Here is a 24057-nt window from a genome sequence, read left to right as displayed (position 1 = left end):
CCGCTGGGCAGCCCAGCTGGGCCTGCGACGTCGCCCGAAGCGGCCGGGGCGTCGGTGTCGCCCTGGTGAGTCCCGGCGTCGTCGCCCTGTCCGCGGGCTGGAGTTCCGCCGTCGGGTTCACCTGGAGCGCGGCGACGGCCGGTGGGGCGATCCTCCTTGGGTGAGATGTCCTCATCCATGGCGTTTGAGCCTTCGCTGATGGATGAGTGGACCTGGATGTCGTCGTCCTTCTCGCCGGGCTCGGGGACGTTGCGGTCGTTCACGGGGTCGGAGGTGCCGGCCAGATCTTCCATGGCATTTTCGGTTGCCTTGCGGATGCTGTCTTCCACGCCCATCTGATGTCTCCTTTTCATGATGGTCCTTGTCGGACCGCGACCTGTCGGATCACGATTGCATAGTAAGCCTACTTACTTATTGCGCGTCATGAAAGCGTTGCCTCAGTTGACAAAGCGGGATCAGGCTGTGGGCGTTGCCGCAGGTCAAGCCCTTTTGAATTGCACTTTGTACCGTTGATCGTTGGGATATAAGGTATTGCCAGACCGTTTTGCAGAGGGCGGCCCTTTTCGCTCCTTTGCTGTCTGCTGGGGACGCATTTCAGTCAGTAGGAACGTGCATGGTCAACCCCCTCCCCGAGCAGGACGCTCTCCAGAACGGATACTTTTTGGATCTGGTTCTGGGCAGCGAAGACGTTGAGGCTTTTCTCAGCGATCTTGCAGCCTTCTCCGCCGAGAGCCTCTCCCACCCGGAGAGCCCGGTCTTCAGCGGCATCACCGTGTTACGTCGCAAGAAGTCCGCAACCGCGGCGAGCAGCGACGAGCGCGCCCTCGTCATGGACCAACTCCAAAGCACCTTCGAGGGTCCCTGCCTCACGGCAATGGACAAGCTCACGCCCGTGCTGGTTCGGGACCTCCTGGCCGAGCATCGCTGGCCCGAATATATCCAGGCTGCCTCGGACCAGGGCCTTCGCTCGATCCTCAGCGTCCCGCTGTTGGTGGAAGGCGATACCCGCGCTGCCTTGAACCTCTACTCGGAACGAACAGACGCCTTCAGCGATGACGATGTGGAGCGCGCCGAGATTTTCGCATCCCATGCTTCCAAATCCCTGCGGCTCGCGCTGAAAATCGCCCAGCTCAGCGACGCGCGGAATGACCTGGCAGCGGCCATGCAGTCACGTACCGTCATCGATTTGGCGGTTGGCGCGATCATGGCCCAAAACCATTGCAGCCAGGAGGAAGCGTTCACCATCCTCCGCACGGCTTCGAGCAACCGGAATATCAAACTGCGGCATCTGGCAAAGTCCATCATCGCCGCCGTCTCCTCGGGGAAGATCACCACGCACTTTGAGGAGTGAGTAGATTCTGCTGGATCATCGGCGCCCGCCCCTCGGTGCACCCGCGGAATTCCGGGGTTGGGTGCCGCTGCTACGCCAGATGATCCAGCAAAATTTGCCTGAACCAGAGAGTCCGCCCACCGAACCCGTTTCGTAACCCGAGGCAACCATGGAGCAGACTGGGTCGGGTGACTGCCAACAAACCCCGTCCAGGGCTCGCGATTGCCGCGCTGAGCCTGGGGACGGCGCTGAATCCGCTGAATTCGTCCATGATCGCCGTGGCGTTGGTGGTCCTTCGGGAGCACTTCTCCCTGGACGTCGCCACAGTCACCTGGGTCATCACTTCGTTCTATTTGGCGTCGGCGGCGGGCCAGCCGCTCATGGGCAGGCTTGCTGATCGCTTCGGACCACGTCGTCTGTTCATGTTCGGCATGGCCTTGGTGGCTGTCACCTGCGCGATCGCTCCCTTCCTGCCCAACTTCGCACTCGTCTGTGTTGCCCGCGCGCTCATGGCGGTGGGGACCGCTACCGCTTACCCGTCCGCCGTCGTGATGGTGACGGAGTTGAGCAAGCTTGCCAACCTGCCGTCCACCCGACCGCTGGGACGGATCCAGATGGCGAACACGTCCGCCGCAGCTATTGGTCCGGTGGTCGGCGGCTTGCTGGTGAGCCTGGTGGGATGGCAGGCGCTGTTCGCCATCAACGTCCCCATCGCGTTGCTGGCCTTGTTCATTGTTCGCCAAACGGCGCCCGCGGATTCCGGCCGGGAAACGGGTTCGTTGGGAACGCTCCTCCGCGACTCCGACATCCCCGGCATCCTCGCTTTCGTTACCTCGCTGATGCTGGCCATGATGGCGCTGCTCAACGTGCTGCCCGGGTACCGCTGGTACCTTCTGGGCGGCGCCACAGTGATCGGCGCGCTTTTTGCCTGGCGGGAGCTGAGGTTCCGGCCCCCGTTCCTGGACCTCCGCCTGCTGGGCCGGAACCGACCGCTGCTGCTGGTGTACTTGCTGTTCATCGTCTTCAGCGGCGTTTATTACTTTGCGTTCTTCGGCCTTCCGCAGCTGCTGCAGGAAGCAGGCCATTACGACGCCGGCGTGGTGGGCCTGCTGATGCTTCCCCTTGCGGCGTTGTCGGTTGTGGTGACGCCACTGACCGTGCGGTTCATTGAGCGGTTCGGCGTCCGTTCGGTCCTGATCACAGGGGTCGTGATTCTGAGTCTTGCGGCCGGCACCCTGGGGATTCTCACCATGACGCTGTGGGCGCCGGTGGTGTTCGTCCTGACCGCCTTGATGGGTGTCCCGTATGGGATGGTCAGCACGGCGTCCAACCAGGGCCTCTACGTTTCCGCCCGGCCGGAGGAGAGGGGAGTGGCAGCGGGAATCTTCCAGACGTGCCGCTACCTCGGAGCCATCACCGCCACCGTTCTGATCGGTGTGCTGTACGGCCCCGGAGTGAACCAGGCGAACTGGGGAATCATGGTCCTGGTGATGCTCGGGCTTAGTGCCGTGGTGCTGGTGCTCGCGGTGATGTGGCGGAAGCCGGCGGTTTAGCCCGCCCCTTGGAGAAGGCACAGCATAGCCCTTGCTTAATGCGTTAGTGATCACTAACGTATTGAATGTGTTGGATGCCCTGGAGATCGCCGCAGAGCCCAATCGGCGTAGACTCCTGCATCTCCTGGCCGGCAACGAACGAGCCGTCAGCGATCTGTCTGCGCACTTCGAGGTCAGCCGCTCCGCCATTTCGCAGCACCTGCTCTTGCTGGAAAAGGCGGGCTTGGTCACTGCCCGCAAGGAAGGGAGGAACAGGTTCTACCGGCTCAATCCCCTCGGAATGGGCCGCCTCCGTGAACTTGTCTCGCAGTTCTGGACCAATGAGCTGGATCTCCTGGCCTCCGATGCCGCGGCGATGGCTGAGCAGCGCGGCACTCCACAACAACACCCCAACAACCAGCAACTCCAAGACAAGGACGCACATGAGTTTCGACAAAACGATCCACCTGCCGGTCACAGTTGACGAAGCGTTCGCGCTCATCACCCAGCCGGAGCGGCTTCGTCGCTGGCAAACCGTGGCAGCCAGGGTGGACCTCCGGGTCGGTGGCGAGTATCGCTGGACTGTTACCCCTGGCCATCACGCCGCCGGAGTATTTCAGGAGATTGAACCGGGAAAGCGGGTCGTCTTTACGTGGGGCTGGGAAGGTGGCGGGGATTTGCCGCCAGGTGCGTCCACAGTGACCATTACCTTGGAGCCCGAGGCAGCCGGCACGTCGCTGCGCATGGTGCATGAGGGCCTCACGGAGGAGCAGGCGGCCTCGCACGCGATGGGCTGGAACCACTATCTGGAGCGGCTCGTCGATGAAGCGTCCTCGGCCGCGGGCAGGGATGACTGGGCCTGGGCACCCGATCCCATTGACCACCTGACATCCGCCGATGCCTCGCTGGCGATTCTCCTGGGCGTCCTCCGGAACGTCACCGCTGACGATGCTGACAAGGCTACCCCGTGTGCCGACTTCAACGTTGCCGGGTTGTTGGAGCACCTGGCGGGCTCGCTCCTGAATATTGGGCGTGCCCTAGGCGCTGAGCCGGTTGATCGCAAGGACGCCGCACCGGAGGTCCGGATCGCCGAATTGGCACAGCCTGCTTTGGAAGCGTTCGCGCGCCGCGGCGTTGAGGGTGCTGTGGACATGGGCTTCGCTGAGCTCCCCGCAACCACTCTGGCCGGAATTCTGAACCTCGAGCTCCTGGTCCACGCGTGGGACTTCGCGAAGGCGACCGATCAGCAGGTGGCCGTGTCCGACGTCGTCAGCGATTACGTCACCGAACTGGCGCGCCAGACCATTTCCGAGCAGGTCCGCGCCAATGGAAGCTTCGCGCCGGAGCAGCCGACGTCGGAGACGGCGGGCAGCCTGGAGCGCTTGGTTGCCTTCACCGGCCGTAGCGTCACCCTCTAAATCCACCACCACAGAAAGAAGGACCATCATGTCCAGGTTTGTTTTTATCTATCACGCACCCATGACTCCGGCTGAAGCAGCACCCCCGGCTCCGGAAGAGATGGAAGCCGTCATGGGGCAGTGGAACGCGTGGGCCGCCAAGGTGGGCGACGGGCTTGTGGATTTTGGTACACCGCTGGCTAACGGAGTCCGCGTTTCCTCTGACGGTGGAACGGCGCCGAGCAAGCGTGAGGTTGCCGGTTACAGCATCGTCGAAGCCGAAAACATGGAAGCCGCACTGCAGCTTGCCAAGGAGCACCCCCACCTGAAGATGCCCGGTGGCTGCGAGATCGAAGTCCACGAGGCGCAGCAGGTTCCCGGGATGTAGGGACAGCTACGCAGAGAAGGATGCGGGTCTCAGAATGAGGCCCGCATTCTTCTTGCTTAACGGTTGGGCGGATAGCCGTTAGCGGTTGAGGAAGGCCTCGTGCTGGCGGTGTGCCTCGGCCACTTGCTCGCGGATCTTGTCCACGTCTTTGGCCTTGTTCCTGTACTTGAGGGGCATCTGGACGATCTGCGCCTCCTCGGCCGTCAGCGCGCGGTAAATGCGCTCGCGTTCGTTGGCGTCGGCCGTGTAGTCAAGGTCGAGGTAGTCCACGGCGTGCCGGCGGGCATTGTTGATGGCCGTTTGGGCCTTACCGGCGGGGCTCAGGAGCGACAACGCCACCGTGATGATCAGCGTTCCGATAATCACGCTCAGCGACAGGCCAGTGGTGATTTCGACGACGGCCACGTGCTCGCCGTCGTTGATGAACGGCAGGTTGTTCTCGTGGAGGGCGTGCAGGATGAGCTTGACGCCGATGAACGCCAGGATCGCCGCGAGGCCGTAGGAGAGGTAGATCAAGCGATCCAGCAGGCCATCGATCAGGAAGTAGAGCTGGCGCAGGCCCATCAGCGAGAACGCGGTGGCCGTGAAGACGATGAAGACGTTCTGGGTGAGGCCGAAGATTGCCGGGATCGAGTCGAGGGCAAACAGGATGTCCGTGCCGCCGATCGCCACCATCACCAGGAGCATCGGGGTGAGGGCCCGTTTGCCGTTGACCATGGTGAAGAGCTTGTCGCCGTCGTACTTGTCCGTGGTGTGGAAGAGCTTCTTGGCCACGCGGATGATGAAGTTGTTGGCTTGGTCATCGCCGTGGTCACCGGGCTTGAGCAGGTTGCCGGCGGTGAGCAGCAGGATCAGGCCGAAGATGTAGAACACCCAGGCGAACGAGTTGATCAGCGCGGCGCCCAGGAAAATGAAGCCGGTCCGGGCGATCAGCGAGAACACGATGCCGAACAACAGGACCTTCTGCTGGTCCTCGCGCGGCACCCGGAAGCTCGCCATGATGATCAGGAACACGAACAGGTTATCGACCGACAGGGCCTTCTCCGTGATGTATCCGGCGAAGTACTCCGAACCCATCTGCGCTCCGCCAAAGACCAGCACCAGGATGCCGAAGACGACGGCCAATCCGACGTAAATGGAGGACCAGATGGCCGCTTCCTTCAGCGAAGGAACGTGGGCTTTGCGGATGTGGAAGAAGTAGTCAAAGGCCAAGAGCGCCAGAATGACGACGATGGTGATGCCCCAGATGAGGGGAGAGACGGTCATATGATCCTGCTTTCGTGAGGCGCGCGAATGGTGTTGCTCACCGAGGGTCAAACTCGTGGAATCAAATTTACCGGATTGCTTCGCGTGCATCACGCCGCGGGTTGGGACTCACGGCCGACCAGCGCCCGCCGTCGTGCTTTAAGCGCTCGACGGCGGGCTGCCGCGGCTACATCAGACGGCCGGTTGGTGCTGGGTGATGCAATGGATGCCGCCGCCGCGGGCGAAGATGGGGCGGGCATCCACCGTGACTACTTTTCGCCCCGGGTAAGCTTGCTCGAGGATCCGCCGGGCTTCGGTGTCGGCGGGGTCATCGAAGCTGCAGGCAATGACACCGCCGTTGACCACCAGATGGTTGATGTAGCTGTAATCCACCCAGTCGAGCTCGTCGCGCAATGTCTCCGGGGCGGGTACTTCCACGATTTCCCATGCCCGGCCCTGCGCATCCCGGGTCCCGGCGAGCATCGAGATGATGTCGGCGGTGACCTGGAAGTCCGGGTGCTCTGGGTTGCGCTGGGAATGGACAAGCAGCACGCCCGGGGACGGGATGGCAGCCACGATGTCTACGTGTCCGCGGGTTCCGAGGTCCTGCGAATCCCGCGTCAGCCCCCGCGGAAGCCAAATGACCTGGGTGGCGCCGATGGTGCGGGCCAGTTCGGCTTCGACATCCGCCTTGCTCAGCTCAGGGTTCCGGAACTTATCCAGTTGTACGGTTTCGGTGACCAGGACTGTGCCCAAGCCGTCCACCTGGATCCCGCCGCCTTCATTGACCATGGTGCTTTGAATCAGCTCCGCCCCGGCCTGCCGCACCACTTCCGCGCCGACCTTTGAGTCCTTGTCCCAGGTGGCCCAGTCCTGCTGCCCCCAGCCGTTGAAGACCCAGTCCACCCCACCCAGCCGACCGTCGTCGCCGGTCACGAAGGTGGGCCCGATGTCCCGCATCCACGCGTCGTCGAGGGGTGCTTCCACCAGCTCAATGTCGCTCGAAAGGTACGTTCGGGCGGCGGCCGGGTCCGGTGGGTCCACCACCATGGTGACCGGCTCGAATTCAAGCACGGCGTGCGCCACGGCAGCCCAGGCGGTTCGGGCCTCGTGGGTTTCCGCCGCGGTATGACCTATGGAGGAACGCTCCGGCGGGAATGCCATCCACACGCGTTCCTGGCGGGCCGTTTCGCTCGGCATCATCCAGGTCATGACCGGCCCGCGCTCAAAGGGGCGGATGTTGCACCGTACGGGTGTTCGGTGTCGACGTCCAGGGTGAGCTCGGCGTAGGTATCGGGGCGACGGGTGGTCAGGAACGGGAACAGATCAAGCCAGTCCTTCCGCTGGTCAAGGTCGAGATCAGCCACCAGGACAGCCTCTTGGTCCCGCGGTGCCTGAACCAGGACGCGACCATAGGGGTCGGAGATGAACGAGGACCCGTAGAAGGTGATGTCGCCTTCGTCTCCGGTCCGGTTGGGGACCACCATGAAGGTGCCGTTTGTGATGCCGTGGCCGGTGATGACGTGCTGCCACAGCGGCTGGTGGTCGAATTCCGGGAAGGTCGGCTCCGAGCCGATGGCGGTGGGGTAGACCAGGATTTCGGCGCCAGCAAGTGAATACAGCCGTGCGACCTCGGGGAACCATTCGTCCCAGCAGGTAGGGAGTCCGACGGCGGCATGGTCCAGTTCCGCTGGACGGTACACCGGGTAGGCGTCCTCGGCGGGGCCGGCCCTGAAATAGGTGTCTTCGTAGTAGCCGGCGCTGACAGGGATGTGGGTCTTGCGGGTCCGTGCCAGCAGCTCGCCCTTGGGTGAGACGAGGATGGCGGTGTTGAAGCCCAGGCCGTCGCTTGCGTCGGCACGCTCGTAGAGTGATGCGTGGACGGTGACTCCGTGGGTGCGGGCCGCGTTGGCGGCGAACTCGAAGGTGGGGCCGGTGATCAGGTCCTCGGCATTCCGGCCGGGGTTGCTGTCGGCCCGGATGTTTGCCGGGTATTTCGAGAGCGTGAGTTCCGGCAGGAAGACGGCGGTAGCGCCGGCGTCGGACGCTTTGCCGATGGCTTGGGTGAGCACCGAGGTGAGTTCTGTTGGGTCTTCCCGCCAGTGGTGCTGGACCAGGGCCACGCGGAGCGGATTGCGGGTGCTCTCCTGGCTCCGGGCGAAGGATGCGGGCGGTTCGGTGTTGGTGATGATGTCCATGGTGGTGCTTCCTAACGGGACCTAGGGGTCCTTGCATGATGGTTCGATTCCGGCGGAATCGCGTCGTTTGATGTGCGGAAAGTTCATTTGCCCAGCCCCTGTGTTGCAGTTTCCTGGGGGCTCGTGGGGCGTGTTGTGGTGAGTGAGTCGATGGCCGTGGTCAGCAGGGATCGTGCGTGCTCTGTGGTGATGAATCCGTTGAGCCAGCGGCCGGAGATCCCTTCGACCAGGCTGGTGAGGATTTCCGCAGTTACTGCTGCTTCCTCCTCGCCGGTGCCTTCGCTGGCGGCCATGAGGGCCTGGGCGATTTCCCGGTTCCATTCCGCCGTTGTCCGGGAGAGTGGCTCTGCGAGTTCCTGTTCGAAGATGGTGCACGCCCGTAGCTCGTTCCAGGCAACCGAATTCCTGCGGATGTCGGCGTCGTCCTTGATCTCGTCGAGGAGAAGGTGCCGGACGTGGCGGGAAGGATCCACTGTGTTGGGGGAGGAGGGGTCGTCCTTGCTGACCTGCTTGTTGATGTGTTCCAGCGTTGCGGCAAGCAGGCCGGCCCGGTCAGTGAAGTGGTAGTACAGCAGGCCTGGGGAAACCCCGGCCTCTGCAGCGACATCGTTGACCCGCATTCCCCGGACGCCGCTCCGGGCGATGCACGTTGTGGCGGCGTTGAGGATCCTGACTAATTTTTCACTCATGGTTTGACAGTAATACGTGCTCACCCCCTGCCTGTGCGATCTCGGTGGCAGCGGCAGGTTCCGGCCAAATCCGTTGGGCGAGGAGGTAGCCTGCCGCTCCGATGAGGGTGGACCCGATAAAGCTGAGGTCGATGCCTCCGGCGAGCTGGGAGAGTGGTCCGGTGTACAGGGAGGTGTCAGTTGCCAGCAGTCCGAAAACGGATCCGATGGCCCAGGGAATGACGGCGCGAAGATTCCAGCCGCTACTGAACCAGTACCTGCCGCGAGGGCCGTTGGCACGGAACAGTTGGAGGTCTCTTGCGTGGTACGTGCCGCGACGAACCAACAGGAACCCAAGAACATTGATGGCCACCCACGGACCGGCGAAGCCATTGAGCACCAACGTCATTGCGGTGATGGAGTCCACGGCGTTGAAGACGAAGACACCCAGGTAGAGCAATCCGACGGCGATCACCGACGTGATGAGCGTGGTGTGGATTCGGCGCAGGCGCGGGAAGAGAGCTTCGAGGTCCAGGCCGCTGGCGTAGAGGTTTAGCACACCTTGGCCAAGACCGCCCGCCAACGCGATGACGAGGATCGGCAGCAGATACCAGGCTGGGGCTGACCTAACCAGGTCCGCGACGTAGGAACCGCCGAGTTCGGGGATGGCCGACGCCGTGAAAGCGCCGAAAAGCGCTGTGACAAACAGGCCCAGGAACACGCCAAGGCAGGTGGCAGCGACGACGGAACGGTCGGAGTGGAGCTTCCGGGAGATTCGCCGGCTGTAGTCGCCCAGCGTCGGGGCGTAGGACAACGGCCCTCCCACGGAAATGACGGCGGACAGTATCCACGTGGGCCAGAAATCCCCCAGAAGGAAATCGCTGTGAACGGTAGTGGGGCTGAAAGTAGGAGCAAAAGCGACGACGCCGAGGAGCAGCAGAATGCCGACGACGGGCGCCACGAATTTTTGCATCGCCACCACGGTGCCGTGTCCAAAGAGGGCGACCAAAACGATCTCGACGGAGATCACGGCGTAGCCGATTGCCAAGGTGGTGCCGTCAACGGGTACCCCCAGCAACCGCTCAGCTGCGGCGACCAGTGCGTCGCCCGAGGTCCAGACCGCAATGGCAGCGTAGGCAAGGGCGAACAAGAGAGTCAGGCCCGAACCGATCAACCGTCCGCGCGTGCCGAAATGAGCGGCGCTTGAAACCGTGTTGTTGGTTCCGGTCCTCGGCCCGAGCAGGGCCATGGGGGCGATGAGGGCTGTTCCCACCACGAGCCCGGTGAGGCTGGCCGTGGCTGCCCCCACGAAGTCCAGGCCGAAGGTGATGGGAAGCCAGCCGAAGACGATGACAGAAAAAGCAAAGTTGCCGCCGAAGAACACCGTGAAGAGGTTCCTAGGGCGGGAGGTGCGTTGGTCGTCGGGAATGTACTCGATTCCGGCCGACTCAATGCGGCCAAAGCGGTCCTTGTGCGCGGATGCTGCACCGGCGGAATCCGCGTCTTTGCGAATGCGCGTGCTGATCATGGCAAGCCTTTCGTGAGCTGCATCACGTGATGCGATTGTGACAACTGTATTCCTGACTGAAATTTCAGTCAAGACGGCATTGTGTGGCTTCTTGTGGAAAGTACTTGACACTTTGGAAAGTACTTTCTTAGTGTGGCGTTATCGAACATAAATCTATTTGGGGGAAATCATGAGCGAGTCAACAGGCGGCCTGACCGCCGCGGAAGCGCGGGAATTGCTGGCAAGGGCCGAGTCACTCGGGGCCACATCGACCAACGCGGCGGCATGGCCCGTTGCCGCCATGTTCACCAGCCTGGCCATCATCGGCTCGCTGTTGATGATCGGGATGCACATCGTCCTGGTCACCGGGTATGGCGCCGCGCTGCTCGCCTGCTCAGTCGGGGCGTGGGCCGCCATCACCGCGTCCATCTGGCCGATGTTTCAAAAGTCCACGAAGGCCGGTTTCACCAAGCGGTTCCTGACGTCCCTCTTCGCCTACTTTGCGCTCTATGTGGTGGCCCTGACTGTGGGAGCCATCTTCTTCCGGGACGGGAACCTGTGGTTCTACCTTCCCGCGGGCATCGCGCTGGGTGTGGTGGGCTTGGCCGCAGCCTTCCGCGAGCTGCGCGCATGAGCATGCCGGCGGAACACCCGCGCCACAAGCTCAACGAACTGGTCCACTCTCCGGTTCGCTTCTCCATCATGGCCGCGCTCGCAAGGGCCGAGTCGCTGGACTTCAAGGACTTGCGGGATGCCATCCAGGTCAGTGATTCGGTTTTGAGTAAGCAGCTGGCCATCCTTGAGAAGGCTGAGTACGTGAAGATCAAGAAGAGTTTTGCGGGGAAGATGCCACGGACGTCGGCCAGCCTGACTGCGGCTGGGCGTGCGGTGTGGTCAGCACACCTGCAGACGCTGCGGGACATTGCGGGCGGCTGAGGGCACGCACTTCGGGACGCGTACGACGGCGTGGCGCGGCTTTGGGCGCTGACGGCCTTATGTACTGAGTAGCGTCCGAAGGTATGAGCCAAAATCTTCGGTCACCAAGACCTGGGGCATTGCCGGGGCTTCAGTAGCGAGCCACATGTAATACGATCCCGGGAACCAGTAACAATGCCGCGAACTTCAGGAATTTCAAGACTCCACACCTCGGTACTGAGGCCGTTGATGCCGATTGTTGATGCCTGCGCACTGACACCAGTCAGCGACCCGAGTAGGTCTGCCGGATCCTTGGCAACCATTTGACCAAGCGCAAACTGGGCCAGCTCCTTGGCCAGGAGGTTCACGAGACTGGACGTGTGCAGTGGTGGTCCCGGCGTGGGCTTGAGAGTGATCAGACATTGTGCCGGAAGTCGGGGTTCACCCTCAACGGGCGGGTGCTCGAAGCGAGCCACCACACGCAGTCCCGCTTCGACCTGCGATGGCCCGGAGACGGAGAGAGGGCCGGACGCAGCATGCGAGAAGCCGGACGCGAACTGGCCAAACTCCTTGGCAAGCCAGGCCCTTCGTCGGCGGACGGCGCCCAGTTCCGGATCTTCGTTCGCCGCTTGGTACATGGATCCACCCATACCCGCGATTCTCCACCTTCCTGGAGTCATCTGCGGGAAATCGCCTAGCCTCCGTGGATTTGTGTCCAGTCGTCCTCGTTTGCGGGCCGGTGCCAGAACTGTCGAGGCTGTTCGGATTCCCGGGCCACATCCGTGATCCAGATGGTGCTGCCCGGGTCCCAACCCGCGATGACGGTTGCGGTGTCTTGGTCAACGCGGAGGGCGCGACCTGCCGCGTTGAGGTAGCCGCTGACCGTAAGGTGCACCGCGTCCCATTCCGAGGCGGCCAGCTCCCAGTCCGGGATGAGCCAACGACCGTGACGCCCCGTGGTGCGGAACCAGTCGTGCCTGCGGGACGCTGTTGATTCCAACGGGAATGCCCGGCATAGAGCCGTCCAGTCCTCGGCCGTCCGGATTTCCAGGATTCGGCCCGTTCCAGTGACGGGAATGGCGGTGGCGTCCTCCCAACCGAGGGAATCTTCCACAAGGCTGAGTCCCTCGGGAATGCGCTGCACGGTTTGCACGAGTCCATGGGGGATGGACCACCATTCCCCGCTTAAATTTGCTCGAGGGTCTTTGGGGCGTTCCCGCTCAGCACGGACTTCTTCCAAACGCTCCTTGCGGCCCCATTCGGCCAGGGTTGTTTGCGGGTTCCGGGGGAGTGGCGCAGCGTCGTTCGCAGGTCGCCAGTCGATGGCCCATTGTCCGGGCCCGCAGCCTTGGCGCCACCACTGCGTTGCAGGCGATTCCAGCAAGCTCGCAGCGACATGCGCCAACGCCGCGGCAACCTCATCGGTGGCGGCGAGAACGTCTTCACCGTCGGGGTCCTGCCAGTATCTTGCCGTGTCCACGCTTCGCTGCAAGGCATACCGCACCCGGTCGGGATCAACAGTCCCCAAGTCCAGCGCGGCGATGCCGGCAGCTACTTCGGCGACAGTCGGACGAGCCGGGACAGAGGCGGGTTCGCCGTCCGGCGAACCGCTGAGCGTGAGGATGACCCTGGACCGTCCAGCCCCGGGATCCAGGTCATAAGCCACCTGCATCACGGCCGCACGGATGACCGGGTCCGCGTCCATCGCAAGCTCCAGGGAAAGGCGGCGGCCGCGGGGACCCCCGAGCAGAAACTCAACGTCAGCCATTATTCGCGCATCCCGCGACGACGTTCAGGCTGACTGTTGGCAACCGCTCGGTCGTCGCCAACTTGAAAGCACGACGGCGGCAACTGGCTATTGTGCCGAAAGCTCATCAAGGCCACGCTCACCAAAGCTAAAGCGTCTTCCGTAGCCGAAGGATGTCACTCGAATCCGCAAGCCGGGGCTTTGCGTAGAGCCATGCCAGGAGCCCGAGCAACGGAACCGCAAACAAAAGCAGCACCCACAGAACCCGGGCTGTTTGGTCGAGGCGCACCTCCCTGAGCACATCGAACATTGCCCAGATAATGGAGCCCATAACAAAGACTGCTGCCGCTGCCGCCAACAGCACCAAGATCCATTGCCAAACTTCCATGCCGTCCCCCTCGACCAGATGTCCCGTCAATGTAGCACCCCGGTAGCGCCGCGAATCCGCGCGGCGAGACCAAGCCGGCCCGCCGCCGTCGTGCGTTAATTGAAAGCACGACGGCGGAAGCTGGCTTTAGTGCCGAAAGCTCCGCTGACACTGACCAGGACCTGGCCAATGCGGGCGAGGAGGCCGGGCCAGCCGGTGCCCATGTCCATGGTGAAGCGGTGGCCAACCACCGGAGAGCCGCGCAACGCTAGGCCTCCCAACCTCACCGTGGCGCCTCGGTAAAGTCAGACCAGCGCAGTCATGGCGTTCCAGCCTTCCCCGATCTTCTTCCTTGGTTCGAGATGGCGGCTGCCGACGCCGGGGTAGAGCCAGAGGTCTCCGTTGGCGTCGCGCGCGATGATCTGTGAGTAGCCTGGGTAGTTGCCGTCGAATCTGCCGGTTGCGATGATGGCCGTCATGGCGTTCCAGCCTTCGCCCACCTGCATGCGGGGCAGCCAACCACCCTTGCCGTCGCCGGGGTATAGCCACAGCCGTCCGCCGGTGTCGCGGGCCATAACGTCGCGTTTGCCGTCCTCGTTGTAGTCGCCGCGACCGATGAGCGCTGTCATGACATTCCAGCCTTCGCCGATCTGGACGCGAGGGTGCCAGCCACCTTGGTGGTCGCCCGGATACAACCAAAGCCGCCCTTCCACATCGCGGGCGATGACGTCGGCGCAATAGTCGCCGTCGAAGTCTCCGGGGCCCATGATGGCGGTCATGGCATTCCAACCTGTGCCAACTTTTGTCCGGGGCTTGAGCTGCCCGAAACCGGTACCGGGGTAGAGCCACAAATCCCCAGTGATGTCCCGCGCCAGAAGATCATCGGTGAATTCACTCTGGAACTTCCCAGCCCCGATGATGGCCGTCATGGTGTTCCAGCCCTGGCCCATTTTAAGGCGGGGCCTCCATCCGCCCTTTCCGTCGCCAGGATAGATCCAGAGATCGCCCGCTGCATCCCTGGCAAGTACGTCGTCAAAGTAGCTGGTATTTATATCGACGCGGTCCCAATTGTTAAATGCGCGGCTGCCACTTTGGTCGGCGCGGGCCGGAAGTGCGACTGGCCCAATTAGTAGGGCCACGGCCGTTGCCGCGGCTACTAGTGGGCGCATCTTCTTTTGCGCTTTCCGGCATGAATTCGTGGCCGATTCTGATTTGAACATCACTGTTACCCCCATTAGCAACATAGTCATCACGCGATGCACCGGAGCCTAGTCCAGTCCAGTGGCTTTTGTTAGGGGTGTGCGGCGGTGTCCTGTGGGCCGACAGCTCAGCTGACGCTGACCAGGACCTGGTCGATGCGGGCGAGGAGGCCGGGCCAGCCGTTGCCCATGCCTTCGATGGCCTGGCGTCCCATGGGCGAGTCCAGGTTGAAGCCGGCGTGTTCGAAGTGGAGTGTTGTCCCGGCGTCGACCGTTTCAAGGGTCCACGTGATGGTGGTGTCCAGAACGCCTTCGGCGAAGACGAAAGTGATGGATTCGCCGGGGTCGACGGCGGTGACTTCGCATTGCTGCTGGCCCCAGCCGCCCATGTCCATGGTGAAGCGGTGGCCGACCACGGGTGCGATGTCGCCGGGCGCCCACCAGCGGGCGAGGAGTTCCGGCGTCGTGAGGGCGGCCCACACTGATTCTTTGGGGTGGGTGAAGGTGCGCTCGAGGCGGATCGCGTTCTCAGTCATGGGTGTTTTCCTCATCCAGTAGCTCGGCCAGGGCATCGAGCCTCTGGTTCCAATATTGCTCGTAGTGCTTCAGCCAGCCGCTGATCTCTTTGAGTCCCGCGGCTTGCAAGTGGTAGATCCTGTGTCGACCCTGCCGTTCCTCGCGGATCAGGCCCGCCTCTTTGAGGACGGTCAGATGTTCCGACGCCGATGAGCGGCTGAGTTCCAATCGACCCGTCAGTTCGCCCGCGGTAAGGGGACCGGCGAGAAGGGTGTCGAGGATGGTCCGCCGCGAAGGGTTCGCGAGGGCGCCGAAGACGTCGGTAGGCACGGATTGATGATATGTCGGAAATTTCCGAAATGACAAGTGGGGAGGGTGCGGCATCCGCTGGCGGCTCTGCGCATCCCACTTAACGCTAGGGTCGATTCCGTGGTGGCGTCGGTGAACGGTGAAAGCAGTCCAAGGTATGTCGAGTCGCTGGCGGGAGGTCCGGATGGCGCGGTCCGACTCCGTTGGTATCGCCCGGAGGCCAGTCAGGAACTGCCGGCGCCGAGTCCGACGTTGGTGTGGGCGCACGGGGGTGGATTTTTCGCAGGCGGGATTCACCAGCCCGAGGCGCATGATGTTGCCGCGGCCCTTGCCGATAAAGGGGTAACCGTGGTCTCGGTCGATTACCAGCTTGCCCCGCTTCCCGGATTGGACTGGGCGCTGCGGGGAGGAGCTCGGCCAAGGGCGCGCTTCCCGGGGCCAATGGAAGACCTTCTGACTGTGCTTCGGAACGTGGGTGGTAAGTCTGCCGGAGGTGTGATCCTTGGTGGCGCAAGTGCCGGAGCGTGCTTAGCTGCCGCTGCGGCATTGCGGAGCGCTGAGATGGGCCCGAACCTGACGGGAGTTGTCCTGGCGTACGGGTTCTTCCATGCTGTGCACCCTCGGTCGGATGAGATTCGACGACGAGTGGGCGACCATCGCAGACTCACGCACTCCCGTTGGGTTCTGAATGCTGTGAACCGAAACTATGCCGGATCGGCGTCCGCTCTGACGGACCGGTTTGCCTTTCCTGGTGGGCACGATCTCCAAGGGTTCCCTCCCACGCTCATGGTCAACGCCGACCGCGACGCTATGCGCGCTTCGGGTGACCAGTTCGCAGCCGAACTTCTGGCCGCGGGGGTCGAGGTTGAGCGCCACGTCCTGCCTGAGTCCCGCCACGCGTTCCTGAACCGACCGCGTCTCACCGAGTTCACCACTGCCATCGACTTGATGGCCTCGTGGTGCCTTTCGACCCCTTGAGGACTTTAATGAGTGCTCATATTTGGGTACTGCAGGACTCAGTTTGAGTCGCCCGCCACCTGGTTTAGGAGTTTTCGGCACCTAGACGGCTATTCGTGGGCGCAGGATGTCGGGATCGAAGCAAGATCGTTACTCGCTAGGAGCAATCATGATCTTGAAGCGCCCATGACGAAGGGTAACTGTCATGAAGAAGAGCAGGGTTCCGCATCCGCTGCAAGTCGTTACGTTCTTCGCCCTCGCAATTGAGTTCGCCACGTGGCAGCCGTTCGTCTGGTGGCGCGCCATGGGTGCCGTGCTCATGTTGGTGTTCGGGAGTTATGGCGTCTATGTATTGCGCAGATCTCGGCGTGACTCGGCTGGCGCGGGGGATAGGGGGAGCGACAAGCGGTGAGAATCAGGAAAGCTTGGCGGCACGGCGTTGCGTCACCTTCCCGCGGAAGTTCTCGAGAGGTTTAGACCAAACCAAAAATTTCTAGGGACGACCCCGCTAGCCCTTAACCAGTTCGTCAACTCTCTTGTCGAACACCTCTAATAGTTTGAGAATCTTTTCAAACCGCGTCCACTCCTGCTTAGGCTCCATCAGGCTTTTGGCGCGATTTACGGGTCCGTGCGCAGCAGGATTGCGGTCTTGGGAAAGTTCCTTGAGCAGGTCGAATAGTTGTTCGGGAATGTCCCCCGGTCTAAAACCAAGAGGGTATGCAAGGGACTTGAAGTCCTTGTCATCGATTCCGTGGCTCTTGGCCGCGCTAGCCACGTAGGCTTTTCGTATGTCGGAAAACCGATCTCTAAGTAGCTGCACGTCAGCTAGGTCGAAGGGGTGGGGATCCGAGGATTTACGGATCACGGCCCACATGACGAGGGCACGTCCAGCGATTGTCGGTTGATTCTTGACCAGTCGGTCAAACGACTCATTTGCTGCTTTCTTGCAGCGTTCCTCGACGTACGCCTCCAGTTCGGCGCTTGCTAGTAATACGAATGCCACGGCCTTCCGGTGGTCGTCAGCGTCGTATTCTGAAATATCGTCACGTTCAATGATGAAACATGTCTTTAGGTCGTCTATCTTCTGGTGGAGACTGGTATAAAGCGGAGACGCCATCGATCTTAGTTCGCCTTCAAAGCCAGAGCGATGGCGCGCGACGTTACTTCCAAGGTCTTCCCGGTTATTGCCTCAACGCGCTCACTGAATTTCAAGATCCGACTAGCCGTTGCTTTTATCGTTTTGGTGCTTGCCTTAAGTGCTGATTGGAACTCTGAATCATTTAAACAGAGATCTTTGTAGGCGTCCTCAATTTCAGCAGCGTGCTCCTCAATAAGTCTGTCGTCTAGGAGTGGATCAGAGAGAACGGCAGTCATAACATCAAACACAGCTATATTGAACCGTCGATTATATATGTTTTCCTCAAAGCGCAGAAAAGCATTATTTCGAAAAATCGTGAAGGTTCGCTGTATGGCCTGCTCGCATGTTGATGCCAGCTTTTCCAAATACCACTCTCCCCGACCTTCTAAGGTGGTCTGCCCGACCCCGCATGCCGCATCCAAGAACTGCCTCAAGTTGCCCGAATATTCTTCGAGAGACTGTTTAAAAGCAATGAAACGGAGCAGCATTTCTGCATCGCGCATCCGAAAGTCCTCGGCCTTGATTCGCCTTGCTTCATGAATCAAATTACTCTGTGCAGATCGCGTGTTGATCCAGCGGGTGAAATCATTAGGATATAGGGCTTGGCGTAGTTCCTGCGGCGAAAGGGACAGGCTTCCCTGATTAAGTCGAACGAAGATGTTATAGAGAACTGCAGGGCTTCCCCAGTTTCGAATGACGATCGTTCTGATTGGTTGGGCCAAGAAACCATCGGCATACTCGGAGTAAATTGGAGATTCTTGCAAATTCTCGTAGGACATGTTATTCAGTTCGGAGACAAACTGCAGCCCTTTGAGCTTGAATGATTTGAAATTTTCATCAGGAGAGGCAAATTGTTTCATTGTTACTAGCCTCTGTTTTCCATCCAGAACAATAAATCGCCCTTTTGCGGATGGGTCTTCAGCCAAAACAATCTGAGGTACAGGCAATCCGAGGAGCAGAGACTCGATGTAAAGACTCTTACGGTCGTTTGACCATGCATCGCGGCGCTGAAAACTAGGGTTGATGTCGAATGTCTTGCCTATGCGCTCGAGCAGTGACTGCACACTCCAATCAAGGGTGTAGGAGACGAGGCCGGACAGAGTCTCGGCGTTCAGTTCCGCGGGTGACGGGGATTCAACCGATTCGTCAATATCATCGGGAACTTCATCAACTGCCAAGGCTGAGGTGTCGTCTTCGTGGGTAGTCATGCGGATAGTCTAAGCAAGAATTCCCTGGTGCGTGCCATGGCTCGAAGGAGCGAGTGCCCGCTGCGTCACCGATCCGCGGAACCCCACGGACGATAGTGATAGGCGGGCCGGCGCGGTTGCCTTTCAGCTAGAACATATGGCCACTCTCCACGTTTGTTGTGAGACTGCTCGCGGTGGCCGTGGGCTTGGTGCCGCATCCTCCGGTGAAACGAGGGCGCTGCTGAGTGCCGTCGTCGTGTTTAACGTCAGCTAGGCAAGGACTACGTGGTTGGTTGGTTGGGTTTGTTCATGGCAGCGAAGTAAACGCAGCGCCATGACTAGTAGTAGATGTCGGCGGAAAGCATCTGGCTCCAAGCTAAGGCGTTAGCCGCGATGAGGCCGTACGGTTTGTGTCTGATCTTGATAGAACGTCAGCGGTGGATTCAGTGCTTTCTAGCGTTACTTTAGATGAGCCAACCGCCCTAAGACGCAGCGGCACGTACGGACCGTGAGCGCTGTCGAGGAGTCTAGGGGCTTACTGTCGGACCTTGCTGCGATGCTGAGTTCAACGATACCCCGACCGTTCGGCGTGGCATTTCGCGTTGGGGACATGTGTAAGACAGAATGTCAGGTAAATGACCCGGATAGGACCCAATGGAAAACTCAATAGACTTGCTCGCTTCGGCACGAGCAAGGTACACGCAACGCCAGCTCGCTGAGCAGCTGAATGTCACACCTCGAACAGTAGCAAGGTGGGAGAGCGGGGAGACGCAATGCCCCACTATGCTAGCGCCCGCGCTACGGGAACTCCTAGGGCTGCCCTCCCACACTTTAGGGAATGACTTTACGTTCATCGACCTGTTTGCCGGCATCGGCGGCATCCGACAAGGTTTCGAAAAGAACGGGGGACGGTGTGTCTTTACAAGTGAGTGGAACAACTGGGCCAAGAAGACGTACTTGGCCAACTTTCCCGATGAGCAGGACCCTAGCCATAATTTCGTCGGAGACATTCAGATCTACCCTGCGTCCGAGGTTCCTGACCATGATGTCCTCTTGGGCGGGTTTCCATGCCAGCCGTTCTCTATAGCTGGGGTGAGCAAGAAGAATGCTCTCGGGCGTGCCCATGGTTTCGAAGATGCCACGCAGGGGACACTTTTTTTTGACGTTGCTCGTATCATTGATGAAAAGCGACCGGCTGCGTTCATGCTTGAAAACGTGAAGAACCTGAAGTCGCACGACAAAGGCAAGACATTCGCCGTCATCATGGCGACGTTGGAAGAAGAATTGGGCTACGAGGTCCACTACCGAGTTATCAACGGAAAGCACTTCACCCCCCAGCACCGTGAACGCATTATCATAGTTGGCTTCCGAGAGCCCACTGACTTTAGTTGGGATGACTTGGAGCTTCCGCTGCATGGTCCGAAGCTGGGATCGATTCTCCATAAGACCGACGGGAGCGAGCCGTTCCTGGAATGGGATGGTGACCGGTTCTTTGACCACGAAAACAGTGAGGTGCTGCCTAAGTACACCTTGACTCCGAAACTGTGGTCCTACCTGCAGCGTTACGCAGAGAAGCACAAGGCGGCCGGAAATGGCTTTGGCTTTGGGCTCGCTCATGCGGAGGGAACTACGCGGACACTTTCCGCGCGGTACTACAAGGACGGATCGGAGATTCTTGTAGCTCAGGACGGCCTGCGGCCGAGACGGCTCACGCCTAGAGAATGCGCGCGCCTCATGGGATTTAGTGATGAATATCGCATCCCAGTTAGTGACACTCAGGCTTACAAACAGTTCGGTAATAGTGTAGTCATGCCTGTGATGAAGGAAGTTGCACGCATCATGGCCCCCCATATTGCTCAGGCAAAGATGCGTGAGCACATAGTTACAAAGTCGGCCTAACTTTGACGGGTGGGGGACGGCGCCTCTGGGGCCGCCCCCTTCTCTTCACTCCATGCCCGCCTCGCTGAGTACATCGACTTCGGTGAAGCTGTCATAGAGTTGCGACAAGGCTTTGACGTGGACACGGAACTGGCTGCGGGCCTTGGGCTTCCACGTGCCATTAATTTGGCGCTCAGATTTGATGCCAGGATCGTAAGCAATGGCCCCTGTTGCCATGGCATGCAGAAACAAACCGAATCGTGTCCCCTCGGCGAGGTGGACGCGGTGGCCGTAGCGGAAATGGCGGGGTACCTCTTTGGTGCTTTGCGATGGGACGTAAGCGGCGTACGCGTGTTTCGTCTGCCAGTGCTTCAGTAGCTTGGCGAATGACCAGCCGCTTACTAGTTCCCCAGACTCGCCAACGAGGCCGACGTACCCGTCTGCCGTAATCGAATTGGTGGAAGAGTCGTATCCCACCAGCCTCAACTCCAAGCCCGTCTTCCCGTGGGCTCTGCCGGTAACGAAATGTCGCCCGGTGAAGTTATATCGGGCTCCATCATCTGTCGGCACCCCATACGTCCGCGCAAACCAATCTGTCCCATGGGCCGCGTAGTCCCCGAGGTCTGGTTCAGGCGTAAAGAGGGTGATGTGCCCTGTGCCGGGGCGATCGAATGAGGTCACAGCATGTTGCTTCACCTCCCAGTCTCCAAAGTCGGGTGCGGGGGCGCCGTTTAGAGTGATACCGAGATGTGCTTCCAAAGTGTGGCCGCCACACCTTGGGCCGCGACAGGCGCGCATTACTCGCGAGGCCGGAAGCTCGACTGCCTCTAACCAGTCCATTTTGTGGATTGTCGCTAGTTCCCGCATGAGGTCGTACCGCTGGCTGGTCTTTGGCTCGTAACCCACCGGGATGGTGACCATCTTGCCCGGTTTACCCCTAAAACGGTCCAGCGACTTCGCGGCTGGAGACCGTCCAGATACGATCATCGCAAAAGTCGTATCGAACTCGTCATTTGCCCCGAAGATTAGAACGCGGCCCTCCTCCTGGCCCCGCGGCTGAGTCTGTGAAAACAAAGCATTGGGAGCGCCCCGTGAGCCCAGTAGCAGGCTTGACAAGCGGACTTCTGGGTATTGGGGATAGACGATGAGCTGGGCTTTCGGTGCCGGGGAGAATCCGCCAGGGCTTAGCCATGCCCACGAAACCGGTGCGTGGTAGATCAGCTCCCCTCCTGCTGATTTCTTTTTAGAGGTTCCCTTGCTAACGGTGACTTCACCCATTGGCAAGTTGGCCAATTCGGTGAGATCGCCTGCCAAGTACATCTGATTCTTCGAGTTGTGGTTGTCTTTCAGGTATTTGATTTGGACAGACTTGACTCCGTTGTCTATGAAAAGCCGCCGGACGCTGGACTCCGTTATCTCATCCTGCCAAAGGTTAGTTAGCATGAACCACAGCGTAGCCGTAATCTCGACAGTGATATGCATATTTACTCTGGTGGCGCCGCGCGCGACACTGGAAGGATTTGATCTCAGGAAACGTCGAAACAGGGTTCCTTGAGATGTCCCAAGATCACGCACAGTCCTAACCGCCGAGTTGCCGCCCAAGGGAGCGCCCCGGGAGTTCCGCATCGGCTCTCCAACGTCCTTTTCCGGGATTCGAAGTTGACAAGCCGCTATTGATGACTCGACGCGCCCGGGGTCGCCTCCGTACGGAGTCTCCTAATCCTCACTAGCTAAAATTCGAAAATGTCCTTTGGCCAAAGTGCATTCTGAACGGCGGCAGTACAAATAAGGTGGTCCGATCGCATCGGAGCCAAGCCATAGTATTGGGGAAAATCTAGAGGGGGCACAATGGGGCAGAGGCAGTCGGCGGAGGCTTGGGTGGCTGAGACGGAACGGCAGCGTATCTGTGAGGAAGAGCGACTTTCCCTTCCTCCCGCCGTTACGGCAGGTCTGTTGAAGGTGCTTACGGGCCATGCCAGTGCTGATGAGCGCGCTGATGTTACAAGGCGAGTCCACGAATATCGCGGGCGATCCAACCGAAGAGTGGAGTGGCTCCTTGGCATATTGGACCCTGCTACCGCTTTGAACGCAGTGCTCTTACAACGCGCAACAGAGAAGTCTGCCGCCGCAAAGTATGCGAGCGAGGCTGGATTCAACCGCTTCCAGTGGATCCTAGCGGTTGCAGGCAAAGGGACAGATGCGAGCTTGGGAAATTTTCAATTATACGCAGCTGCTTGCGGTGCTTGGTTGGCCACCTCGCGCATTCTGGGAGTCCTCGCCGAGCGTGATCAAGAGATTTCGCGCGGAGTGCAGATTAATCCGTTGCAGGAAACTCAGCGAAGGACTTGGGCCGTAGATGTCCAGTTCCGTTGGGTCTCGGAGCTGTTCTGCAGATCCATGGCTAGCGAGATCGAGAGTGATCCGGAGAAGTACTGCGGTCTGGAGCTCGTAACACAGCGGGCTGTTACCGACCTGTTTAAATGGGTTGAGGCATATGTAGACACTATGGACCGGCCGGCTGACGAGAAGCCAAACGAGCAGTTGCCTATGCCGTCCACCTCCGCGCGTCCACTAGTTGACAGTCTGTCGGTTAGAAGTGACGAGTACCGGTTTGGGTCGTTCGAGGTGCTAGTGGAGACCCTTGATATTGAGTCCTTTCCGTTCGTTACCCTTGACGGACATGTTGCTCCTGTTGCCTTGCGGGAAGCGACTTACGGAGTCGAGCTGGCTCTTCTTAGCTTAGCTCGTCGTCGCCTCGGTAATGACAAAGTTCGATCAGACCTATTTGAAAATGCGGTAAAGCGCTCGCTCAGCCAAGTCATACCTTCAGGCATGGACATCCCCTTCAAACCTGTTTTTATCCCAATTCCAAATTCGAAGAATAAAGGGGAGACTGATTTCCTTGTTCGCAGTTCGTCGCAGCATACTTTCGTCGGGGAGTGCAAGGCAATGTCCGCTGTCCAGTCTCCAAGCACTGTCATCCACAGCTTCACAGACCACGTCAGTAAGGCGGCAAAGCAACTCAAACTCCGGATGGAGGCAATCAAAGCTGGCACAGCCGTGGAGGTGGACGGGGAGATCTGGGATGCTCCGGCCACCAACGTCTATGGCTTGGCAGTCCCGCTCCATTCCTACGGAGGTGCAGTCTGGAGTCACGAATGCCTGCCGCACGGTGACGCGGATAGTCAAGATCTCGCAGTTATCCCAATCCACCACCTTCTTGCCGTAGCGAGGGCTATGGAAGATGGCCAGGATTTAGGAGAATACATCCGGTTCCGAAAGGTCTTGTTCGACCTCAGCATTGAGCTCCGCGATGAACTGGATATCCTTGCGGCCTACATCTTCAGCGACGGGTTGACCATCGCGTCGATGATCGAATCGGCTCCCGAACACGGCCTGAGGGTGATCCGGGCTTACGGCGTGGAGTTGGAGGTTCTCCTCAGCGATACGATGCCAACCTCTGCTCGCGCATGGCGACGCCGACTAGCCAAGACGCTGATCTAGCAGGACAATCGACGGATCTCAGCGCTGCCACGGTATGCCCTTTGGTATCGCGGGAAACCCGCGGGTCCAGTCGTA

Annotated in this window: 27 protein-coding genes; 11 read left to right on the top strand and 16 right to left on the bottom strand. The window is 60.2% G+C overall.

Going from position 1 to position 24057, the window contains the following annotated elements; genetic code table 11:
• Positions 1–335, bottom strand: a 335-nt coding sequence (locus tag PJL15_RS19655) for a hypothetical protein (RefSeq protein WP_281452817.1), incomplete at its 3' end; no start/stop codon positions are given.
• Between the two features lie 278 nt (positions 336–613).
• On the opposite strand from PJL15_RS19655, the gene PJL15_RS19650 reads away from it, so the two are divergent.
• The 5 genes from PJL15_RS19650 to PJL15_RS19630 all read left to right on the top strand — a co-directional run bounded on the left by PJL15_RS19650 (position 614) and on the right by PJL15_RS19630 (position 4647).
• Positions 614–1351 carry an ANTAR domain-containing response regulator gene (locus tag PJL15_RS19650; protein ID WP_281452816.1) on the top strand — a complete coding sequence of 246 codons (738 nt, stop codon included), beginning with the start codon at positions 614–616 and terminating at the stop codon, positions 1349–1351.
• Positions 1352–1518: 167 nt separating this feature from the next.
• Complete coding sequence (locus PJL15_RS19645; RefSeq protein WP_281452815.1) at positions 1519–2883, top strand: MFS transporter; 1365 nt, start codon at positions 1519–1521, stop codon at positions 2881–2883.
• Between the two features lie 46 nt (positions 2884–2929).
• Positions 2930–3346: an ArsR/SmtB family transcription factor gene (locus PJL15_RS19640; protein ID WP_281452814.1), complete on the top strand. Its 417-nt coding sequence runs from the start codon at positions 2930–2932 to the stop codon at positions 3344–3346.
• A complete protein-coding gene (locus tag PJL15_RS19635) occupies positions 3306–4280 on the top strand; it encodes a TIGR03086 family metal-binding protein (RefSeq protein ID WP_281452813.1) in 975 nt (324 codons plus the stop codon). Before PJL15_RS19640 ends, PJL15_RS19635 begins: the two co-directional genes overlap by 41 nt.
• Before the next feature lie 28 nt (positions 4281–4308).
• Positions 4309–4647, top strand: coding sequence for a YciI family protein (locus PJL15_RS19630; protein WP_281452812.1), 339 nt, complete (start codon positions 4309–4311; stop codon positions 4645–4647).
• Between the two features lie 78 nt (positions 4648–4725).
• On the opposite strand, the gene PJL15_RS19625 is transcribed toward PJL15_RS19630, so the two are convergent.
• The 5 genes from PJL15_RS19625 to PJL15_RS19605 form a co-directional block, all read right to left on the bottom strand.
• The gene (locus tag PJL15_RS19625; RefSeq protein ID WP_281452811.1) at positions 4726–5913 is read right to left on the bottom strand and encodes a TerC family protein; all 1188 of its coding nucleotides are present in this window, start codon (positions 5911–5913) and stop codon (positions 4726–4728) included.
• A 171-nt stretch (positions 5914–6084) separates the two neighbouring features.
• On the bottom strand, positions 6085–7104 hold the full coding sequence (locus tag PJL15_RS19620) for an agmatine deiminase family protein (protein ID WP_281452810.1): 1020 nt from the start codon (positions 7102–7104) through the stop codon (positions 6085–6087).
• Positions 7101–8090 (bottom strand): nitrilase-related carbon-nitrogen hydrolase, encoded by a 990-nt coding sequence (locus PJL15_RS19615; protein ID WP_281452809.1) that lies wholly within the window; start codon positions 8088–8090, stop codon positions 7101–7103. The genes PJL15_RS19620 and PJL15_RS19615 overlap by 4 nt, the downstream gene beginning before the upstream one ends.
• Positions 8091–8173: 83 nt before the next feature.
• Entirely contained in the window at positions 8174–8779 is a 606-nt protein-coding gene (locus PJL15_RS19610) for a TetR/AcrR family transcriptional regulator (protein ID WP_281452808.1), read from the bottom strand.
• Entirely contained in the window at positions 8772–10286 is a 1515-nt protein-coding gene (locus tag PJL15_RS19605; protein ID WP_281452807.1) for a purine-cytosine permease family protein, read from the bottom strand. Before PJL15_RS19605 ends, PJL15_RS19610 begins: the two co-directional genes overlap by 8 nt.
• A 169-nt stretch (positions 10287–10455) precedes the next feature.
• Here PJL15_RS19605 and PJL15_RS19600 point away from each other — a divergent pair, with 169 nt between their 5' ends.
• Entirely contained in the window at positions 10456–10899 is a 444-nt protein-coding gene (locus PJL15_RS19600) for a hypothetical protein (protein ID WP_281452806.1), read from the top strand.
• On the top strand, positions 10896–11201 hold the full coding sequence (locus PJL15_RS19595; protein ID WP_281452805.1) for a winged helix-turn-helix domain-containing protein: 306 nt from the start codon (positions 10896–10898) through the stop codon (positions 11199–11201). Before PJL15_RS19600 ends, PJL15_RS19595 begins: the two co-directional genes overlap by 4 nt.
• 101 nt (positions 11202–11302) lie before the next feature.
• On the opposite strand, the gene PJL15_RS19590 is transcribed toward PJL15_RS19595, so the two are convergent.
• The 7 genes from PJL15_RS19590 to PJL15_RS19560 all read right to left on the bottom strand — a co-directional run bounded on the left by PJL15_RS19590 (position 11303) and on the right by PJL15_RS19560 (position 15339).
• On the bottom strand, positions 11303–11830 hold the full coding sequence (locus tag PJL15_RS19590; RefSeq protein ID WP_281452804.1) for a hypothetical protein: 528 nt from the start codon (positions 11828–11830) through the stop codon (positions 11303–11305).
• Between the two features lie 44 nt (positions 11831–11874).
• A complete protein-coding gene (locus tag PJL15_RS19585; protein WP_281452803.1) occupies positions 11875–12948 on the bottom strand; it encodes a hypothetical protein in 1074 nt (357 codons plus the stop codon).
• Between the two features lie 127 nt (positions 12949–13075).
• Complete coding sequence (locus PJL15_RS19580; protein WP_281452802.1) at positions 13076–13315, bottom strand: PLDc N-terminal domain-containing protein; 240 nt, start codon at positions 13313–13315, stop codon at positions 13076–13078.
• 95 nt (positions 13316–13410) lie between these two features.
• On the bottom strand, positions 13411–13560 hold the full coding sequence (locus tag PJL15_RS19575; RefSeq protein WP_281452801.1) for a hypothetical protein: 150 nt from the start codon (positions 13558–13560) through the stop codon (positions 13411–13413).
• 39 nt (positions 13561–13599) lie between these two features.
• Positions 13600–14244 (bottom strand): FG-GAP repeat domain-containing protein, encoded by a 645-nt coding sequence (locus PJL15_RS19570; RefSeq protein ID WP_281452800.1) that lies wholly within the window; start codon positions 14242–14244, stop codon positions 13600–13602.
• Positions 14245–14621: 377 nt separating this feature from the next.
• The gene (locus tag PJL15_RS19565) at positions 14622–15029 is read right to left on the bottom strand and encodes an SRPBCC family protein (protein ID WP_281452799.1); all 408 of its coding nucleotides are present in this window, start codon (positions 15027–15029) and stop codon (positions 14622–14624) included.
• A complete protein-coding gene (locus PJL15_RS19560; RefSeq protein WP_281452798.1) occupies positions 15022–15339 on the bottom strand; it encodes an ArsR/SmtB family transcription factor in 318 nt (105 codons plus the stop codon). Before PJL15_RS19560 ends, PJL15_RS19565 begins: the two co-directional genes overlap by 8 nt.
• A gap of 36 nt (positions 15340–15375) precedes the next feature.
• On the opposite strand from PJL15_RS19560, the gene PJL15_RS19555 reads away from it, so the two are divergent.
• The gene (locus tag PJL15_RS19555; protein WP_348651499.1) at positions 15376–16296 is read left to right on the top strand and encodes an alpha/beta hydrolase fold domain-containing protein; all 921 of its coding nucleotides are present in this window, start codon (positions 15376–15378) and stop codon (positions 16294–16296) included.
• 184 nt (positions 16297–16480) lie between these two features.
• The gene (locus PJL15_RS19550) at positions 16481–16687 is read left to right on the top strand and encodes a hypothetical protein (RefSeq protein WP_281452797.1); all 207 of its coding nucleotides are present in this window, start codon (positions 16481–16483) and stop codon (positions 16685–16687) included.
• A gap of 96 nt (positions 16688–16783) precedes the next feature.
• Here the strand turns inward: PJL15_RS19550 and PJL15_RS19545 are convergent, their stop codons facing one another.
• Together PJL15_RS19545 and PJL15_RS19540 are read right to left on the bottom strand one after the other, a co-directional pair.
• Positions 16784–17392 (bottom strand): HEPN domain-containing protein, encoded by a 609-nt coding sequence (locus PJL15_RS19545; RefSeq protein ID WP_281452796.1) that lies wholly within the window; start codon positions 17390–17392, stop codon positions 16784–16786.
• 5 nt (positions 17393–17397) lie between these two features.
• The gene (locus PJL15_RS19540) at positions 17398–18621 is read right to left on the bottom strand and encodes a DUF262 domain-containing protein (RefSeq protein WP_281452795.1); all 1224 of its coding nucleotides are present in this window, start codon (positions 18619–18621) and stop codon (positions 17398–17400) included.
• A 633-nt stretch (positions 18622–19254) separates the two neighbouring features.
• Between PJL15_RS19540 and dcm the strand changes: the two genes are divergently transcribed.
• On the top strand, positions 19255–20499 hold the full coding sequence (dcm, locus tag PJL15_RS19535) for a DNA (cytosine-5-)-methyltransferase (RefSeq protein ID WP_281452794.1): 1245 nt from the start codon (positions 19255–19257) through the stop codon (positions 20497–20499).
• Between the two features lie 45 nt (positions 20500–20544).
• On the opposite strand, the gene PJL15_RS19530 is transcribed toward dcm, so the two are convergent.
• The gene (locus PJL15_RS19530) at positions 20545–21921 is read right to left on the bottom strand and encodes an MvaI/BcnI family restriction endonuclease (protein ID WP_281452793.1); all 1377 of its coding nucleotides are present in this window, start codon (positions 21919–21921) and stop codon (positions 20545–20547) included.
• A 600-nt stretch (positions 21922–22521) separates the two neighbouring features.
• Between PJL15_RS19530 and PJL15_RS19525 the strand changes: the two genes are divergently transcribed.
• Positions 22522–23982, top strand: a complete 1461-nt coding sequence (locus PJL15_RS19525) for a hypothetical protein (RefSeq protein WP_281452792.1) — start codon at positions 22522–22524, stop codon at positions 23980–23982.
• Positions 23983–24057: the final 75 nt, after the last annotated feature.

This window comes from Paenarthrobacter nitroguajacolicus (assembly GCF_029952445.1).
In the GTDB taxonomy this organism is placed as follows: Bacteria; Actinomycetota; Actinomycetes; order Actinomycetales; family Micrococcaceae; genus Arthrobacter; species Arthrobacter nitroguajacolicus_B.
The sequence above is the reverse complement of the archived record's forward strand: the minus strand, read 5'-3'. Positions and strand labels throughout refer to the sequence as shown.

Coding starts and splice junctions, on each gene's coding strand:
- PJL15_RS19650 (WP_281452816.1), top strand. CDS start 614: ATGGTCAACCCCCTCCCCGAGCAGGACGCTCTCCAGAACGGATACTTT.
- PJL15_RS19635 (WP_281452813.1), top strand. CDS start 3,306: ATGAGTTTCGACAAAACGATCCACCTGCCGGTCACAGTTGACGAAGCG.
- PJL15_RS19630 (WP_281452812.1), top strand. CDS start 4,309: ATGTCCAGGTTTGTTTTTATCTATCACGCACCCATGACTCCGGCTGAA.
- PJL15_RS19625 (WP_281452811.1), bottom strand. CDS start 5,913: ATGACCGTCTCTCCCCTCATCTGGGGCATCACCATCGTCGTCATTCTG.
- PJL15_RS19620 (WP_281452810.1), bottom strand. CDS start 7,104: ATGACCTGGATGATGCCGAGCGAAACGGCCCGCCAGGAACGCGTGTGG.
- PJL15_RS19615 (WP_281452809.1), bottom strand. CDS start 8,090: ATGGACATCATCACCAACACCGAACCGCCCGCATCCTTCGCCCGGAGC.
- PJL15_RS19610 (WP_281452808.1), bottom strand. CDS start 8,779: ATGAGTGAAAAATTAGTCAGGATCCTCAACGCCGCCACAACGTGCATC.
- PJL15_RS19605 (WP_281452807.1), bottom strand. CDS start 10,286: ATGATCAGCACGCGCATTCGCAAAGACGCGGATTCCGCCGGTGCAGCA.
- PJL15_RS19600 (WP_281452806.1), top strand. CDS start 10,456: ATGAGCGAGTCAACAGGCGGCCTGACCGCCGCGGAAGCGCGGGAATTG.
- PJL15_RS19595 (WP_281452805.1), top strand. CDS start 10,896: ATGAGCATGCCGGCGGAACACCCGCGCCACAAGCTCAACGAACTGGTC.
- PJL15_RS19590 (WP_281452804.1), bottom strand. CDS start 11,830: ATGGGTGGATCCATGTACCAAGCGGCGAACGAAGATCCGGAACTGGGC.
- PJL15_RS19585 (WP_281452803.1), bottom strand. CDS start 12,948: ATGGCTGACGTTGAGTTTCTGCTCGGGGGTCCCCGCGGCCGCCGCCTT.
- PJL15_RS19580 (WP_281452802.1), bottom strand. CDS start 13,315: ATGGAAGTTTGGCAATGGATCTTGGTGCTGTTGGCGGCAGCGGCAGCA.
- PJL15_RS19570 (WP_281452800.1), bottom strand. CDS start 14,244: ATGGGCCAGGGCTGGAACACCATGACGGCCATCATCGGGGCTGGGAAG.
- PJL15_RS19565 (WP_281452799.1), bottom strand. CDS start 15,029: ATGACTGAGAACGCGATCCGCCTCGAGCGCACCTTCACCCACCCCAAA.
- PJL15_RS19550 (WP_281452797.1), top strand. CDS start 16,481: ATGAAGAAGAGCAGGGTTCCGCATCCGCTGCAAGTCGTTACGTTCTTC.
- PJL15_RS19545 (WP_281452796.1), bottom strand. CDS start 17,392: ATGGCGTCTCCGCTTTATACCAGTCTCCACCAGAAGATAGACGACCTA.
- PJL15_RS19540 (WP_281452795.1), bottom strand. CDS start 18,621: ATGACTACCCACGAAGACGACACCTCAGCCTTGGCAGTTGATGAAGTT.
- dcm (WP_281452794.1), top strand. CDS start 19,255: ATGGAAAACTCAATAGACTTGCTCGCTTCGGCACGAGCAAGGTACACG.
- PJL15_RS19530 (WP_281452793.1), bottom strand. CDS start 21,921: ATGCTAACTAACCTTTGGCAGGATGAGATAACGGAGTCCAGCGTCCGG.